The 15,829-nt window shown below is 73.4% G+C and carries 13 protein-coding genes; 5 read left to right on the forward strand and 8 right to left on the reverse strand.

Going from position 1 to position 15,829, the window contains the following annotated elements:
• Nucleotides 1-83: 83 nt before the first annotated feature.
• Nucleotides 84-1,904, forward strand: coding sequence for a DNA helicase RecQ (gene recQ / locus ACQP2P_RS35310; RefSeq protein WP_433608377.1), 1,821 nt, complete (start codon nt 84-86; stop codon nt 1,902-1,904).
• Here the strand turns inward: recQ and asnB are convergent.
• A complete protein-coding gene (asnB, locus tag ACQP2P_RS35315) occupies nt 1,858-3,750 on the reverse strand; it encodes an asparagine synthase (glutamine-hydrolyzing) (protein WP_433608379.1) in 1,893 nt (630 codons plus the stop codon). The two genes, recQ and asnB, sit on opposite strands and share 47 nt — an antisense overlap.
• A gap of 178 nt (nt 3,751-3,928) precedes the next feature.
• Between asnB and ACQP2P_RS35320 the strand changes: the two genes are divergently transcribed.
• Complete coding sequence (locus ACQP2P_RS35320; RefSeq protein ID WP_433608381.1) at nt 3,929-5,989, forward strand: transglycosylase domain-containing protein; 2,061 nt, start codon at nt 3,929-3,931, stop codon at nt 5,987-5,989.
• Nucleotides 5,990-6,085: 96 nt separating this feature from the next.
• On the opposite strand, the gene ACQP2P_RS35325 is transcribed toward ACQP2P_RS35320, so the two are convergent.
• On the reverse strand, nt 6,086-6,886 hold the full coding sequence (locus ACQP2P_RS35325; protein ID WP_433608383.1) for a C39 family peptidase: 801 nt from the start codon (nt 6,884-6,886) through the stop codon (nt 6,086-6,088).
• Nucleotides 6,887-7,049: 163 nt separating this feature from the next.
• On the opposite strand from ACQP2P_RS35325, the gene ACQP2P_RS35330 reads away from it, so the two are divergent.
• From ACQP2P_RS35330 to ACQP2P_RS35340, 3 genes are read left to right on the forward strand one after another with little or no spacing between them, the layout of a single operon-like run.
• Nucleotides 7,050-7,958, forward strand: coding sequence for a hypothetical protein (locus tag ACQP2P_RS35330; RefSeq protein ID WP_433608385.1), 909 nt, complete (start codon nt 7,050-7,052; stop codon nt 7,956-7,958).
• A 60-nt stretch (nt 7,959-8,018) separates the two neighbouring features.
• Nucleotides 8,019-9,149: an Ig-like domain-containing protein gene (locus ACQP2P_RS35335; protein WP_433608387.1), complete on the forward strand. Its 1,131-nt coding sequence runs from the start codon at nt 8,019-8,021 to the stop codon at nt 9,147-9,149.
• A gap of 12 nt (nt 9,150-9,161) precedes the next feature.
• Nucleotides 9,162-9,623 (forward strand): cupin domain-containing protein, encoded by a 462-nt coding sequence (locus tag ACQP2P_RS35340; RefSeq protein ID WP_433608389.1) that lies wholly within the window; start codon nt 9,162-9,164, stop codon nt 9,621-9,623.
• A gap of 57 nt (nt 9,624-9,680) precedes the next feature.
• Here the strand turns inward: ACQP2P_RS35340 and ACQP2P_RS35345 are convergent, their stop codons facing one another.
• Genes ACQP2P_RS35345 through ACQP2P_RS35370 form a run of 6 tightly spaced genes read right to left on the reverse strand, consistent with a single transcriptional unit; the run spans nt 9,681 to nt 15,589 of the window.
• A complete protein-coding gene (locus ACQP2P_RS35345; RefSeq protein ID WP_433608391.1) occupies nt 9,681-10,286 on the reverse strand; it encodes a DNA-3-methyladenine glycosylase in 606 nt (201 codons plus the stop codon).
• Nucleotides 10,283-10,942: a TetR/AcrR family transcriptional regulator gene (locus ACQP2P_RS35350; protein WP_433608393.1), complete on the reverse strand. Its 660-nt coding sequence runs from the start codon at nt 10,940-10,942 to the stop codon at nt 10,283-10,285. The genes ACQP2P_RS35345 and ACQP2P_RS35350 overlap by 4 nt, the downstream gene beginning before the upstream one ends.
• Before the next feature lie 8 nt (nt 10,943-10,950).
• Nucleotides 10,951-12,480: an MFS transporter gene (locus ACQP2P_RS35355; protein WP_433608395.1), complete on the reverse strand. Its 1,530-nt coding sequence runs from the start codon at nt 12,478-12,480 to the stop codon at nt 10,951-10,953.
• Nucleotides 12,481-12,528: 48 nt separating this feature from the next.
• Entirely contained in the window at nt 12,529-13,650 is a 1,122-nt protein-coding gene (gene menC, locus ACQP2P_RS35360; RefSeq protein ID WP_433608397.1) for an o-succinylbenzoate synthase, read from the reverse strand.
• Entirely contained in the window at nt 13,647-14,462 is an 816-nt protein-coding gene (locus tag ACQP2P_RS35365) for a GNAT family N-acetyltransferase (RefSeq protein ID WP_433608399.1), read from the reverse strand. The genes menC and ACQP2P_RS35365 overlap by 4 nt, the downstream gene beginning before the upstream one ends.
• On the reverse strand, nt 14,459-15,589 hold the full coding sequence (locus tag ACQP2P_RS35370) for a M20 family metallopeptidase (RefSeq protein ID WP_433608401.1): 1,131 nt from the start codon (nt 15,587-15,589) through the stop codon (nt 14,459-14,461). The genes ACQP2P_RS35365 and ACQP2P_RS35370 overlap by 4 nt, the downstream gene beginning before the upstream one ends.
• Nucleotides 15,590-15,829 lie beyond the last annotated feature (240 nt).

Raw genomic sequence — 15,829 nt, forward strand, 5'->3', positions numbered from 1 at the left:
AGCGTGTCCGAGCCGCGGCCGATCCGTCACCGGGCGGATCGGCCGCCGCCGTTTTGTCGGTGGTGGTCCGTAGAATCGCGGCCATGGAGAGTGCACTCGATGTTCTACGCAGGGTGTTCGGTTACGACGCGTTCCGGGGCAGCCAGCAGGAGATCATCGAGCACGTGATCGCGGGCGGCGACGCCCTCGTCCTCATGCCGACGGGCGGCGGCAAGTCGCTGTGCTACCAGATCCCGGCCATCGTCCGGCCGGGCACGGCGGTCGTGATCTCCCCGCTCATCGCGCTCATGCAGAACCAGGTCGACACGCTGCGGGAGCTGGGCGTGCGGGCCGGGTTCATCAACTCCACCCTCGACTTCGACACCCGCCGCACGGTCGAGGCCGAGTTCGCCGGCGGGGAGCTCGACCTGCTCTACCTCGCCCCCGAGGCCCTCGCCTCGCAGAGCACCATGCGGCTGCTGGACCGCGGCAAGATCGGGCTCTTCGCGATCGACGAGGCGCACTGCGTCTCGCAGTGGGGCCACGACTTCCGCCCCGACTACCTCAACCTGTCGATGCTGCACGAGCGCTGGCCGGACGTGCCGCGCATCGCGCTGACCGCGACCGCGACCAGCGCCACGCACAAGGAGATCGCGACCCGGCTCGGCCTCGACGAGGCCCGGCACTTCGTGTCGAGCTTCGACCGGCCCAACATCCAATACCGCATCGTGGCCAAGCAGGACCCGCGGCGGCAGCTGCTGGAGTTCCTGCGCGGGGAGCACCGCGGCGAGGCCGGGATCGTCTACTGCCTGTCCCGCAACTCGGTAGAGAAGATCGCCGAGTTCCTCAAGGACAACGGCATCCCCGCCCTGCCCTACCACGCCGGCCTCGACGCCCGGACCCGCGCCACCAACCAGGACCGGTTCCTGCGCGAGGACGGGCTCGTCATGGTCGCGACCATCGCGTTCGGGATGGGCATCGACAAGCCCGACGTCCGGTTCGTCGCCCACCTCGACCTGCCGAAGTCCATCGAGGGCTACTACCAGGAGACGGGCCGGGCCGGGCGCGACGGGGAGCCGTCGGTCGCCTGGCTGGCCTACGGCCTGCAGGACGTCGTGCAGCAGCGCAAGATGATCGACACCTCCGAGGGCGACGCCGCCCACCGCCGCAACCTCGGCCGGCACCTCGACGCGATGCTGGCGCTGTGCGAGACCGTCGAGTGCCGGCGCGGGCAGCTCCTGGCATATTTCGGCCAGGAGCTCGGCAAGCCCTGCGACAACTGCGACACGTGCCTGGCCCCGCCCGAGTCGTGGGACGGCACGATCGCGGCGCAGAAGCTGCTCTCGACCGTCTACCGGCTCGAGCGGGAGCGGGGGCAGAAGTTCGGTGCCGGCCAGTGCATCGACATCCTGCTCGGCAAGAAGACCGACAAGGTCGTGCAGTGGCACCACGACGAGCTGAGCGTGTTCGGCGTCGGCACCGACCTGCGCGACAACGAGTGGCGGGCCGTGATCCGGCAGCTGCTGGCGCAGCGCCTGCTGTCCGTCGAGGGCGACTACGGCACCCTGGTGCTGACGGAGAGCAGCGCCGAGGTGCTGGGCCGCCGCCGCACGGTCATGATGCGCCGCGAACCCGAACGCGCGATCTCGGCCGCCAAGACCGCGAAGACGGCACGCCAGGACGCGGCGGCCGCCCTGCCCGCCGCGGCGACGCCCGTGTTCGAGCACCTGCGGGCCTGGCGGGCGGCGACAGCCAAGGAGCAGTCCGTGCCCGCCTACGTCATCTTCCACGACGCCACCCTCCGGCAGATCGCCACGAGCCGGCCGCGGACGCTGGCGCAGCTGTCGGCCGTGAACGGTGTCGGGGAGAACAAGCTGGCTAAGTTCGGGCAGCAGATCCTGGACGCCCTAGCGGAGCTGGACTGACCGTCCCCTCGACGAAGATGCTGTGCCAGAGGCAGAAGCTCAGGACGATCCAGAGCTTCCGCGCGTGGTCGGCCTGGCCGCGCTCGTGCGCCTTGAGCAGGTCGTGGGCGTAGTCGAGGTCCAGCAGCGCCTTCGCGCCGGACGTGGACAGCACGTGGTGGGCCCACTCGTTGAGCTCCGAGCGCAGCCAGGCCTTGGCTGGAGTCGGGAAGCCGAGCTTCGGGCGGTCCTTGATGAAGGCCGGCACGATGCCCTCGGCCGCTTGGCGCAGCGCGTACTTCGTCGTGTTGCCCTTGCGCGGGAGCTTCAGGTGCGGGGGCAGCGCCGAGAGCACCTCGAAGACCCGGCGATCCAGGTAGGGCACGCGCAGCTCCAGCGAGTGCGCCATCGACATGCGGTCGGCCTTGGTCAGGATGTCGCCGGGCAGCCAGGTGTTGAGGTCGATGTGCTGCATGGTCGTCGCCGGGTCCAGGTCCTCGACCTCCGCGTAGAGCGCCGCGGTCACGTGCGCGTGCCCGACCGCGGGGGCGCCGCGCAGCAGGCGGGACCGTTCGGCGTCGGAGAGGATGCGGGCGTTGCCGAAGTACCGCCGGCGCAGTGGCGTTGTCGCCCGCTCCAGGTAACTCTTGCCGCGCATCCCCTCCGGCATCGCCCGGGCCACCCGCCGCAGCGCCCGCTGGATCGACGGGCCCCGGCGGGAGACGGGCGCGAGGGACTGCGGCTCGCGGTAGATCGCGTAGCCGCCGGCGAGCTCGTCCGCCCCCTCGCCCGACAGGACGACCGTGACGTGCTCGGCGGCGGTGCGGCACAGGAAGTACAGCGGCACGATCGACGGGTCCGCGACCGGGTCGCCCAGGTGCCAGACGATCCGCGGCAGCGCCTCCATGACGTCGGCCGGGCTCACGATCGACGGGATCAGCTCCACGCCGAGCTCGCGGGCCGAGCGCTCGGCGATCTCGACCTCGTCGTTGCCGGCCTCGAAGCCGGCGGTGAACGCCCGCAGGTGCGGATGGTGCTCGGCGGCCAGGGCGACGATCGCGGTCGAGTCGATGCCGCTGGACAGGAACGCGCCCACCGGGACGTCGGCGCGCATGTGCGCCTTGACGCTGTCGCGCAGGGCCTCGCGCAGGTCGGCGACGACGGCGGCCTCCTCGGCGGCCGGGTCGGGGCGGAACGCGGGGCGGTTCCAGCGGCGGATCTCCGGGGCGCGGCCGAGCTGCTTGGTCAGCAGGGCGCCGGCGGGCAGCCGGGCGATGTCGCGATGGAGGGTGTACGGCTCGGGGACGTACTGCATCGTGAGGTACAGCGACACCGCGGTCGGATCGAGGTCCTCGGCGGCGCAGTCCAGCAGCGGCGCCTTCTCGCTGGCGAGCCAGACGCCGTCGCGGGTCACCACGTAGTAGAGCGGCTTGATCCCGAACGGGTCGCGCGCCGCGTAGAGCGTGTCCGTCTCCTCGTCCCACAGCGCGAACGCGAACATGCCGCGCAGCCGGTCCAGGGCGGCCTCGCCCCAGACGTGGAACGCGGCCGCGACCACCTCGGTGTCGCCGTCGGTCGCGAACGTGGCGCCGTGGTCGCGGATCAGCTCCTCGCGCAGCGCCTCGAAGTTGTAGACCTCGCCGTTGAACACGAGCGTCCAGCGGTCGGCGTAGCGCAGCGGCTGGCGGCTGCCCTGCCGGTCGATGACGGCCAGACGCGCGAACCCGGCGGCCGTGCCGGGGCCGAGCCGCTCCAGGGCCAGGTCGTCGGGGCCCCGGTGCTCGAGCAGGGCGAGCCGGCGCTCCATCGCGCCGAGGGTCGCCGCGGTGATGATGTCGTTGGTGGTGTACATCAGGAAGCCGCACATACCAGTCAGCCGATCACCGCCCGGGCCCGCCCCGGGGCCGATGCCGGGCCGTCCATCCCACGACTCCCCCGGGCTCGGCGACCGGGGTAACCTGGGCGTTTCCCGGCCACAACGGGCGGCGCGGGGTGATCTGACCATCGGGGCGGTTAGCGGTCCGGGCGCCGGGTAGCCGCGCGCCATGCTCCTGAGGGTTGTGCGGCTGCTGGTGTGCGGAGTGCTCGGCGGGGTGGTGCTCGCGGCCGCGGCCCTGCCCGTCGCGATCGCCGGCGGCGGTGCGGCCAAGGCCGGCGGCGACACGTGGGAGTCGCTGCCGACGCAGCTGGCGACGCCCCGGGCCGCGCAGACCTCCTACGTGTACGCGAACGACGGCAAGACGCTCATCACCGCGTTCTACGACGAGAACCGGCGCGACGTCGCGCTCGACGAGATCGCCCCGGTGATGGCACAGGCCGTCGTCGCCGCCGAGGACGCGCGCTTCTACCAGCATCACGGCGTCGACATCCGCGGCGTGGCGCGCGCGTTCGTGTCCAACAGCCGCGGCGGGGCGCAGCAGGGGGCCTCGACGCTGACCATGCAGTACGTCCGCAACGTCCTGAAGAACGACCCGGGCCTCACGCCGCAGCAGCACGTCGACGCCCTCTCCGACACCCCGGCGCGCAAGGTGCGCGAGATGCGGTACGCGCAGGCGATCGAGAAGAAGTTCTCGAAGGCCGAGATTCTGCGGCGGTACCTGAACATCGCCTACTTCGGCGCGGGGGCGTACGGCATCGCGTCGGCCGCGCAGACGTACTTCGGCAAGTCCCCGGCCGACCTGACCCTGCCCGAGGCCGCCATGCTCGCCGGTCTGCTGCAGTCCCCCGACATCGACAACCCGCTCACCGGGGACCGGACGGCGGCCATGAACCGCCGCGAGTACACCCTGGCCTCGATGGCGAAGATGCACACGATCTCCGCCCAGGACGCCGCGGCGGCCGCGACGGCGGACCTGCACCTGACCGAGCTGCGGCCGCCCAACGACTGCACCGGGGTGCCCCAGGAGCACAACGACTGGGGCTTCTTCTGCGACTACTTCCGCGAGTGGTGGAACGAGCGCCCCGAGTTCGGCACGACCCCGGCCGAGCGCGACGAGCGGCTGCGCACGGGCGGGTACACGATCGTCACGTCGCTGGACCCGAACGTGCAGTCCGCGGCGATGAGCCAGTCCCTCGGCGTCTACGGCTACGGCAACGCGCGCTCGCTCCCGCTGGCCGTCGTGACGCCCGGCAGCGGCCGCATCCTGGCCATGGCGGTGAACCGGCACTACAGCCTGGCGCCGGGCCGGGAGAACACCGTCAACCAGCTGATCGCGGGCGGCGCCGGGGTGGAGGGCTACCAGGCGGGCTCGACGTTCAAGATGTTCACGATGCTGGCCGCGCTCGACGGCGGCCTGCCCTTGAACACCCACTTCAACGCCCCGGCCCGCCTGACGACCATCTGGCCGGGCAGCGCCTCGGCCAGCTGCGGCGGCCACTGGTGCCCCGCCAACGACACCCCGTCGTGGATGGACGGGGACCGCACGATGTGGAACGGGTTCGGCCGGTCGGTGAACACGTACTTCGTGTGGCTGGAGCAGCGCATCGGCGCGCGGCGGGCGGTGGACATGGCGCAGCGGCTGGGCATCAAGTTCCGCGGGCAGCTGGATCAGAGCCTGGCCGCGAATGCCGATAAATGGGGATCTTTCACCCTGGGCGTGGCGCAGACGACGCCGCTGGACCTGGCCAACGCGTACGCCGCGGTGGCGGCGGGCGGCCTCTACTGCGCCCCGCTGCCCGTCCTGTCGATCAAGGACCCCGACGGGGTGTCGCTGGACGCCGGCTCGCCCGAGTGCCGCCAGGTCGTCGACCCGGACGTGGCCGCGGCGGCGACGGACGCGGCGCGCTGCCCGGTGGGCCGCGGCTCGGCCTACGGCAAGTGCGACGGCGGCACCGCGGAGAACGTCTCCGGGATCTTGGGCGGCCGCCCGGTGGCGGGCAAGACGGGCAGCTCCGAGAACAACGCGACCGAGACCTTCGCCGGCTTCACACCGCAGGTCGCGGCGGCGGGGATCGCGGTGAACGCGGACAACCCGAACGACTACGTGGGCGGGGGCGTGTCGAGCGCCGTGAACCAGGCGGTGGCCTTGACCATGGTCGCGGCGCTGCGGGGCCAGCCGGCGCAGGCTTTCCCGGCCCCGTCGCGCGCGCGAGCCCTCGGCACGTAACCCGCGCCGGGCCTGCGCGCGTGGCCGGAGCCGATGGCCTGCGCGCGATACAGCCCCGCGAGGCCACCGGGCCTGTCCGTCGTAGCCGGAACGCTACTACGCCGCGTAGCCGCGCAAGGCGATCCAGTCGGCCATCCGCTGGATGCTCAGGGTGTACGAGCCCACGCCCAGCGCGTCCGCCGGATCCGCGATCCGCACGGTGTCGCCGTTGCTGGAGTAGCCGACGATCGTCAGGTAGTGGCCGCCCGGGTACGCGTGGCTGTGCCCAGCATCGTCCACTGTGGACCCGGAGATGTTCGCGACCACGGCGTAGCCTTGGCTGATCGCGTGCACGACCGACTGCTTCAGCTCCGCCGTGTCGGCCGCCGACGCGGACTGGCCGCGGATGAAGTGGGCGGTGTAGAAGTTGCTGCCGGTGTACGCGTTCAGGGCCCGCGTCGTGTCATCCGACGAGTTCGTGCCGTTCTCCGTCGTGCCCAGGGCCTGCGCGACCTGGGACTGGGACGGGAACAGGTTGCGGGCCGTCAGGGCGATCCGGGTCGCCGCCGGGCCGCAGAAGTAGTAGTTCTCCTGCCAGGCGAACTGGTACCGCAGGTCCAGCTGGGCGGGGGCCACGGGCGCGGCCGGCGCCGAGGTCTGGGTCTGCGTCTGGGCCTGGGTTTGGGATTGGGTCGGGGCCGGGGTCGGGCGTTTGGCGCGGTCGGCCTTCGACGGGCTTTCCCGGGGCACCACGGCTTCGGCCGCGGCGGCGGGAGGCGCACTCGGCACAGATGCGTTCGAGGCGGCCACGACGCCGAGGCCGGCCGCCAGCGCGACAACCGCCGACGTCACCGCGACCGGCAGCCGCCGCGCTCTGAGGATGCGTTGCGCATGACGGGATCGGTAGAGGTACGACACGGGGAACGAACCTAAATGCGCCGCTCAAAGGCCGTCTCACCCCCTGGGTGAGACGGCCAGCGGGCCACTCGCCCAGGGCTCGGGCGCCTCGGGGCAGCTCGCCCGGGCGCCGAATTTCATCCCTGAAATCACCCTCTGCTCGACCCGGTCCTAGTCTCGCCCCATGCTCGCCGGCCAAGACGAAAATCAACAGCTCACGAGCGGTCCGCGTCACCTTCGGACCCGCCGGTTCCGCCACGCCGGGCAGTCGCCGGGCCGACCGGAGGTCCGGGCGACGGCGCCGTCCTGGGAGCGGACGCAGCTCTGGGAGCCGACACGACAACTCTGGGAGCGCACGCAGCCGGTCCGCTCCGGCATCACGGCCGCGGCCGCGGCCATTCCCGGCCTCGGCGCGCCGCAGCGCCGGGTCATGCCGCCGTTCTGGGAGCCGAAGCAGCCGATCCGGGCCGGCATCGCGGCCTCGCTCGCCGCCCTCGCGCTCATCGCCGTCATGTCCGGCCGCGGCTCGGGGCCCGCGCAGCCACCGCCGCAGGCGCAGGCGGCCCAGGTCACCACCGCGCGGGCCGAGCCGTCGAAGGCGTCCCGCGGCGAGCAGCGCGCGGAAGCGCCGAAGCCCATCCCGACGCCGACGGCACCGGCCGTCGTCGCCCCCGTGGGCGGGCTCAGCCGCGCCGAGATGGACAACGCCATCGCGATCGTCGACGTGGCCAAGCGCGAGAACCTGCCCAAGCGCGCGGCCATCGTCGCGCTCGCCACCGCGCTGCAGGAGAGCCACCTGCGCAACCTGGCCAACCCGAACGTCCCGGCCTCGCTGGGCCACCCGAACCAGGGCGTCGGCTACGACTACGACTCCGTCGGGCTGTTCCAGCAGCGGCCGAACTGGGGCTCCGTCGACCAGCTCATGGACCCGCACGAGTCCGCGCGGCGGTTCTACTCGGCGCTGACGCGCATCCCCGGCTGGGGCGACTACGCGGTGACCGTCGCGGCCCAGATGGTGCAGGGCTCGGCGTTCCCGGACGCGTACGCGAAGTGGGAGGACCTCGCCACGCAGATCGCCGACGCGACCATGTGAGCCCTTGATATCACCCCGAAGGCCAAGCGGTCTCGCCCGGCCGGGTCGCACGATGCCCGCATGCGCACACGAACTACTGTTGCGGCCCTGGCGCTCGCGGCCGCCGGGCTGACCGCCTGCCACGGCGACCCGCCGAAGGCCGCCGCGAAGCCGAAGCCGCCGCCGCTCAAGCCGGCGGCACTGAGCATCACACCGGCGTCGGGTGCGGGCGCGGTGCCGATCAGCGCCGAGATCGGCACCAGCGTCACCGACGGCAAGATCACCTCGGTGTCGCTCGCGGACGCCGCGGGACAACCGATCCCGGGGGCGCCCCGCGATGACGGGTCCACCTGGGTGCCGGCGGCGTCCCTGCGGTACGACACCTCGTACACCGCGAAGGTGACCGCCGTCGGTGCCGACAACCACCCGGTCACCCAGGTGACGACCTTCCACACGGCCGCGAAACCGTCCGGCTCGGCCGTGACGAGCGACCTGATGCTCACCAACGGCGGGACCTACGGCGTCGGCATGCCGATCGTGGTCGAGTTCGGTTCCGACGTACCGCAGCAGGACCGCGCGGCCGTCCAGCAGCGCCTGTTCGTGACGAGCGACCCGCCGCAGCCGGGGGCGTGGCACTGGTTCGGCGGGCGGCAGGTGATGTTCCGGCCCGAGCACTACTGGCAGCCCGGCACGAAGATCACGGCCCGCAAGGCCCTCAACGGGGTCGCCATCGGCAACGGGCACGCCGACGAGGACCTCAGCGCGACCGTCACGATCGGCCGCAAGCTCACGATCGACATCGACAACAGCACCAAGACGATGCAGGTGTCGGTGAACGACGCCGTCGTGCGCAGCATGCCCGTGAGCCTCGGCAAGGCGTCGACCCCGACGTCGAGCGGCACCACGGTGATCATGTCCCGCGAGCCGACGGCGTTGTTCAAGACGCCGGAGTACACCACGACCGTGCAGTACGCGATGCGCCTCACCTGGGGCGGGCAGTACATCCACGCCGCCCCCTGGTCCGTCTCCGACCAGGGCAAGCGCAACGTCTCGCACGGCTGCACCAACGTGTCCACCGACAACGCCCGGTGGCTCTACGAGCAGGTCCTCGTCGGCGACCCGGTCGTCACCCGCGGCACCGAGGTCGGTCTCGACCCCGGCGACGGCTGGACGGCGTGGGACCTGCCCTGGTCCGAGTACACGAAAGCCTGAGGGGAGCCCGGCATGGAGGTCATCCGCGCACCCAGCACGAGCCGTCCGGCGCCGCAGCAGCGGTATTCGGGAGTCGCCTGGATCGGCCGCGACGTCGTCGCCCTGGAGCCGTCCCGCCTGGCCACGTTCCACGCCCAGTTCAACCCGGGCGCGCGCACGGCCTGGCACCGCTGCCCGTACGGCCGCGTCCTGCACGTGCTGCACGGCATCGGCCGCGTCCAGCGCCGGGGCGGCCCGGTCCACGAGGTCCGGGCGGGCGACACGGTCGTGGTCGCCGCGGGCGAGTGGCACTGGCACGGCGCCGCCCCGACCACGTTCGTCGCGGTGGTGTCGACCCACGAGACGGACCCGGACGGGCCCGGCACCGAGTGGGGCGAGCAGGTGAGCGACGCCGAGTACGCGCGCCCGCCCCAGTCCACCGCGATCCGCCTCCCCGACGAGGACCGGGTCGCGACCCGGGAACCCACCTGGTGACCACGGGAACCCAAGCGTGACACGGCAGGCCCGGACCGCCGGCGGTCCGGGCCTGCGTCACGCCCGGGGCAGTCTCGGCAGTCTCGGCAGTTTCGGAACGTGGCGGCGGTACTCGCTCACCGTCGGGTCCCCGGTCAGCCAGAAGCGCCACGGCACGTCGTGGGCGCCGGTCACGCCGACGCGCGGGCCGGCGGAGATCTCGCCGACCGGGGCGGCCGGGGCGCTCAGCAGGCCGTCGAGCAGGTAGGTGCCGTAGAAGTCGCGGCCGATCGCGAGTGCGCTGCACAGCCGGGCCGGGCCGCGGGCCAGGTCGGCGTCCGTGCGGGCGGCGGGGCGGCGGCCGCGGGCCACGTCCACGCCGCCGACGATCTCGCCGGCGCGCAGAAGCACGGCCGACGCGGTGCCCTCGGTGCCCGTGACGACGTTCATGCAGTAGTGCATGCCGTAGGTGAAGTAGACGTAGGCGTAGCCGGCCGGGCCGAACATGATGGCGTTGCGCGGGGTCCGGCCGCGGTGGGCGTGGGAGGCGGGGTCCTCGCCGGTGCCGGAGTACGCCTCGACCTCGGTCAGCCGGACCGTCACCCCGCCGGCGGTGAGCCGGCAGCCGAGCAGGGCCCGCGCGGCCTGCTCGACCGGGGCGGTGAGGGCGTCGGCGAGGCTCACGAGGTGATCAGGCCGATGCGCCGGACGAGGTCGTCGACCGTCCGGTCCAGCGGCGGCAGCGGGAAGCCGGGGACGAACTGGCGCATGACGATCGCGCCGTGCAGCGAGGTCCACAGGGTCGAGGCGTCGGCGAACGGGTCGGTGCTGCTCGAGCGGCCGGCGGCCACGCACTCGCGGATGCCCTCGACGAGGACCGAGAAGGCCTCCAGGCGGTCCTGCCACACCGCCGGCAGGTCGGTCACGTCGGTGGCGCGGTCCACCCGGGGGCGCTCCGCGCGCCGGCGGCCGAAGAGGACCCGGTAGCGGGCGGGGTCCTGCATGCCGAAGTCGGCATACGCATGGCAGCCCGCCAGCAGCCGCTCCACCGGGTCGCTCACGCCCTCGGCGGCGTCGAGCACGTGCAGCCGCAGGCGCTCGAAGGCGATGTTCAGCACCGCGTCGAGGATCGCGTCGCGGTCGGCGAAGTGGGTGTAGATCGACGGCGCCGAGATCCCGGCCTCGCGGGCGACGGAGCGCAGGGTCAGCGCGTCCTCGTTGCCCTCGCGCTCGAGCAGGCGCTCGGCCGCGGCCACGATCTCGTCGCGCAGCAGGGCCCCCTCGCCGCGCCGGTTGCGGGTCCGGCCGCCACCGGCCGAACCCGCGGAGTCCGACTTCATACCGTTCATCATGCCGTCCGCGCGACGAGCTCCGGCGAGCGGACCTCGTCCGGGGCCACCCGGCGCGGGCGGACGATCAGCACGGTCAGGGCCATCAGCAGCGAGATCCCGGCGGCGATGAGGGCGCCGCGGGACATGGCGTGGGTGAAGGCGTGGTCCGCGACGGCGATCACGTGCTGCGCGGCCGGGGCGGGCAGGGTCGCGGCGAACCGGTGGGCCGTGGGCAGGTCGGTGCCGGCGGGTCCCAGGTCCAGACCGGCCGGGGAGCCGGTGGCCACGGAGGAACGGTAGGCGGAGGAGACCACGGTGCCGAGGACCGCGATGCCCAGCACGCCGCCCAGCTCCCGGATCACGCTGTTGAGGGCGCTGGCCATGGAGGCGAACGCGGGCGGGACGGAGCCGCTGATCTGCAGGCCGGCCGGGGCCATCATCATGCCCATGCCGAGGCCGATGACGGCGGTGCCGGCGGCGATCCTCCAGAACTCGGTGTGCACGCCCGTGGTGGCGAGCGCCAGCAGGCCGGCGGTGACCAGCAACAGCCCGAGCGCGAGGGTCCCGCGGGTGCCGAGCCGGGGGGTGACGAGCGGCGAGGTGGCCGAGGTCGCGGCCATGGCCGCGGCGAACGGCATCGCGCCGAGGCCGGCCACGAGCGGGCTGTAGCCGTGCACCAGCTGCAGGTACTGCGACAGCTCGAACAGCGTCCCGAAGAGCACGAAGAACACCACGGCGAGGGAGAGCGCGGCCACGGCGAAGGTGCGGTTGGTGAACAGGTCGAGCCGCACGAGGGGGAACGCGGCCCGGCGCTGCCACAGCACGAAGACCAGGGCGAGGACGGCGGCGGCGGCGAACTCGGCGAGCGTGCCGGCGCCGGTCCAGCCGCGCGTGGGGGCCTGGATGACGGCGTCGACCAGGGCCGCGACCGCCGCGGTGGACAGCACCGCGCCGGGCACGTCGAGGCGGCCGCCGCGCACGGCGGGGACGGCGGGCACGACCGCGAGGACGGCCGCGACGGCGAAGGCGACGAGCGGGACGTTGATCCAGAAGGCGCTGCTCCACGAGTAGTGCTCGAGCAGGGCGCCGCCGGTGACGGGGCCGACGAGCACGCCGATGCCGGCCGCGGCGGACCAGGCGCCGAAGGCCTTCGGCCGTTCGTGGGCGGGGAAGATGCGGGTGATGATCGCGAGGGTCGCCGGCATGACGAACGCGGCGCCGAGGCCCATCACCGCGCGCCAGGCGATGAGCTGCCCGGGCGAGTCCGACAGGGCCGCGACCGCGGAGCCGCCGCCGAAGACGACGAGCCCGCCGAGCAGGGCGTTGCGGGAGCCGAGCCGGGCGCCCAGGCTGCCGGCGAGGATCAGGGCGGAGGCGAAGACGAGGGTGTACGCGTCGGTGATCCACTGCAGGTCGGCGGTGCCGGCCCGCAGCGCGTGGGCGAGCGACGGCAGCGCGGTGTTGAGCACGGAGTTGTCGAGGGTGACGGCGACGAGCGTCAGGCTGAGCACCGCGAGAGCGGCCCAGCGACGCGGGTACTCGGACATGACGGACTCCCTTACAGACGTTTGCTAACGCCCGTAAGGTTATAGCCGTCAGCTAACGCCTGTAAAGTTATGCCACTCTGTCTCGGTCGTCACACTGTCGAGGACGTCGCGCAGCGGCTCGACGCCGATGCCGGGGCCGGCCGGCACGGCCACGTGACCGTCCTGCAGCACGAACGGCTCGGTGATGTCCTGGGCGTAGTAGCGGTCCGACGCCGAGGTGTCCCCCGGCAGCGTGAACCCGGGCAGCGCGGCGAGCGCCACGTTCGCGGCCCGCCCGAGGCCGGTCTCGAGCATCCCGCCGGCCCACACCGCGACCCCGTTGGCCGCGCACACGTCATGGATGCGGCGGGCCTCCAGGTAGCCGCCGACCCGGCCCGGCTTGATGTTCACGATCCGGCAGGCGTTCAGGGCGATCGCGTCGGCCGCGGCCCGCGCGCTGACGATCGACTCGTCGAGGCAGATCGGGGTGCGGATCATCGTGGCCAGCCGGGCGTGCCCGCGGATGTCGTCCTCCGGCAGCGGCTGCTCGATGAGCAGCAGCCCGAACGGGTCCAGCCGGGCCAGGTGCTCGGCGTCGGTCAGGGTGTACGCGGTGTTCGCGTCGACCTGCAGCAGCACGTCGTCGCCGAAGCGCTCCCGCACGGCCCGGACCGGCTCGACGTCCCAGCCGGGCTCGATCTTGAGCTTGATCCGCAGGTACCCGGCGGCGAGGTAGCCCGCGACCGCGTCGAGCAGCGCCGGGACCGAGTCCATGATGCCGACCGAGACGCCGGCCGGGACGCGCTGCTTCGTCGCGCCCAGGAAGGCCCCCAGCGGCAGGGCGGCCGCGCGCAGCTGCGCGTCGAGCACGGCCGTCTGCACCGCAGCCTTGGCCATCGGGTGGCCCTTGAGCGGCTCGAAGAGCGGCTCAAGGGCGTACACGTGGCCGTCGAAGCGGCGCAGGAGCGGGATGAGGTACCGCTTGATGAACGCCTGGGCGCCGTCGACGTACTCCGGCGAGTAGAGCGGCCCGGACAGCGCGACGCACTCGCCCCAGCCCTCGGCCTCGGCCGTGACCGCGCGCACGAGCAGCACGTCGCGCTCGTGCTCGGTGCCGAACGAGGTGCGAAACGGCGACACGAGCGGCATCGCCACCCGCCGCAGCTCGAGCCCCTGGAGCCGTCCGGTCATGCCGCACGCTCCAGCAGGTAGCGGCCGTCACGGGTCACGGCGGTGATGCGGTAGCCGGCCGCGAGCCGGTCCATGAGCGCGTCGCGCACCGCGACCCGCCAGGCCAGAGCCGCCTGCCGGTCCGCCGCGCGCAGGCCCTCGGCGTCGGTGGGGACCGCTACGGACAGTACGGCCGCGCACGCCGGCGCGTCGTGGGCCTCGGGGCGGCCGTCCGCCGTGCGGGAGACCAGCGGCACGGCGGCCCCGGCGTCCGGGGCCGCCGCGGGGCCCGGCGGCCGGTCCAGCCGCCACACCACGAGGATCCGGTCGGTGAGGTCGCCGCTGTTGATGCCGTCGGTCATCGCGCCGTAGAACTCGGGCAGGTACCCGACCGCGGCCGCGCCGAGCTTGCGCAGGTTGAAGTACGCGTTGCGCAGGATCAGGGGGTCGTACGTCCAGTGCACCTCCGCCAGCCCGCGCTCCAGCGTCCAGGCGCGCTGATGCAGCTTGAGGGCGTAGCCGACGCCGTGGCCGTGCCCGCCGCGCTCGACGCCGGCCAGGTGCGAGTGCAGGTGGACGTGCTCGCCGTCGAGCCCGAGGAACCCGACCGCGGCCCCGACCAGCACGTCGCCGCGGTAGGCGCCGGACACGTAGTTGCCGGAGTGGACCCACGTGCGCAGCATCGACGGCGACGCGATCTCGGCCGGGTGCTCCGCCCGCCACACGCGCTGCAGCAGCCGGGAGCACCCGGCCAGCTCGGCGGTCGTGGCGAGCTCGCGCACCCGCACCCCGACGCGGCCGGCGGCGGCCTCGGCGTCGGCCCGAGCGCTCACTCGCAGCGCCCGATGCTCGCCGCCAGCGTGCTCACGAGCGCGGCCCGCTCCGGCATGCTGGACAGCTGGATCCACTCCCCCTCGGCGTGGGCGTTGCCGCCGATCGCGCCCAGCCCGTCGAGGGTCCGCACGCCGACGCCGGCGGTGAGGTTGCCGTCCGAGCCGCCGCCGACCGCCTCGCCGACCGCGATCTGCCCCGTCAGCCGCGCGGTGAGCCGCTGGGCCAGCGCGAACAGCTCGGTCGCGGCCGTCTCCGGCATCGCCGGGCGGGCCGGGCCCAGCTCCACCTCGAGCTCCGCGCCCGGCAGCACGGGCTCGAGGGCGCGCAGGGCCGCGTCGACCCGGCGCAGCTCCTCGGGGTCGAAGGAGCGCACGTCGACGCTGACCCGGGCGGCGGCCGGCACCGTGTTGCTCGTGGTGCCCGCGACCGCGTCGGTCGGCGTGACGGTGGTGCCGCGCTCGGGGGCGTTGAGCTCCACGATGCGCAGGATCTGGTGGGAGAGCTCCACGCCGGCGTTGATGCCGAGGTGCGGGGCGTTGCCGGCGTGCGCGGCGCGGCCGGTGACCCGCACCGTGTAGTGCGCGATGCCCTTGCGGGCGACCTTGAGCCGGCCGTGCGAGCTGCCCTCCAGCACCAGCGCGCCGGCCGCGCCGCGGGCGGTGTCCTGGATGAGCGCGGCCGAGGTCGGCGAGCCGATCTCCTCGTCGGCGTTGACGACCACCGCCACGCCGTCGAGGTCCGCGCAGGCGGCGAGGGCGTGGAACAGGATCACCAGGCCGCCCTTCATGTCCACGACGCCCGGGCCGGTGGCGCGGTCGCCGTCGACGCTGAACGGCCAGCGGGCCAGGGTGCCGCGCGGCCAGACGGTGTCGTGGTGCCCGACGAGCACGACCCGGGCCGGCCCGCCGCCGAAGCGCCAGCGCAGGTGCGGGCGGTCGGCCACGACGATGCGCTCGGGGGCCGCGCCCAGCAGGCGGTGGCCGAGCGCGGCGACCACGTCGGCGCTGCGGGCCAGGGCGTCGGGATCGGACGACGGGGACTCGACGCCGATCAGCTCGGCCAGGTCGTCTCGCATCCGCGGGGCGGCGGCCGACAGTTCCGCCCGTAAGGTGTCCAGCGCCGTCATCCCCTCACCGTAGCGGGGTAGTCGCCCGGAAGCATGGCTCGCACCGCCGCCGAGGATCTCCGCGCCGCCGGCCGCCGGCGGCCGCGTTCGGCGGCGCGGCGCCGACCAGCACATCGACCGGTCCGAGCAGCCGGACTCGCACCGTGGCCGCCACGGTAGATTGAGAGCAACCTATAGCAATTGCGCCGTCACGACGGGTCGCGCATTCGGCCCGGGCCGGGCCGAAACGATGGACGGCAA

This window comes from Dactylosporangium sp. CA-139114 (genome assembly GCF_050955725.1).
GTDB lineage: Bacteria > Actinomycetota > Actinomycetes > Mycobacteriales > Micromonosporaceae > Dactylosporangium.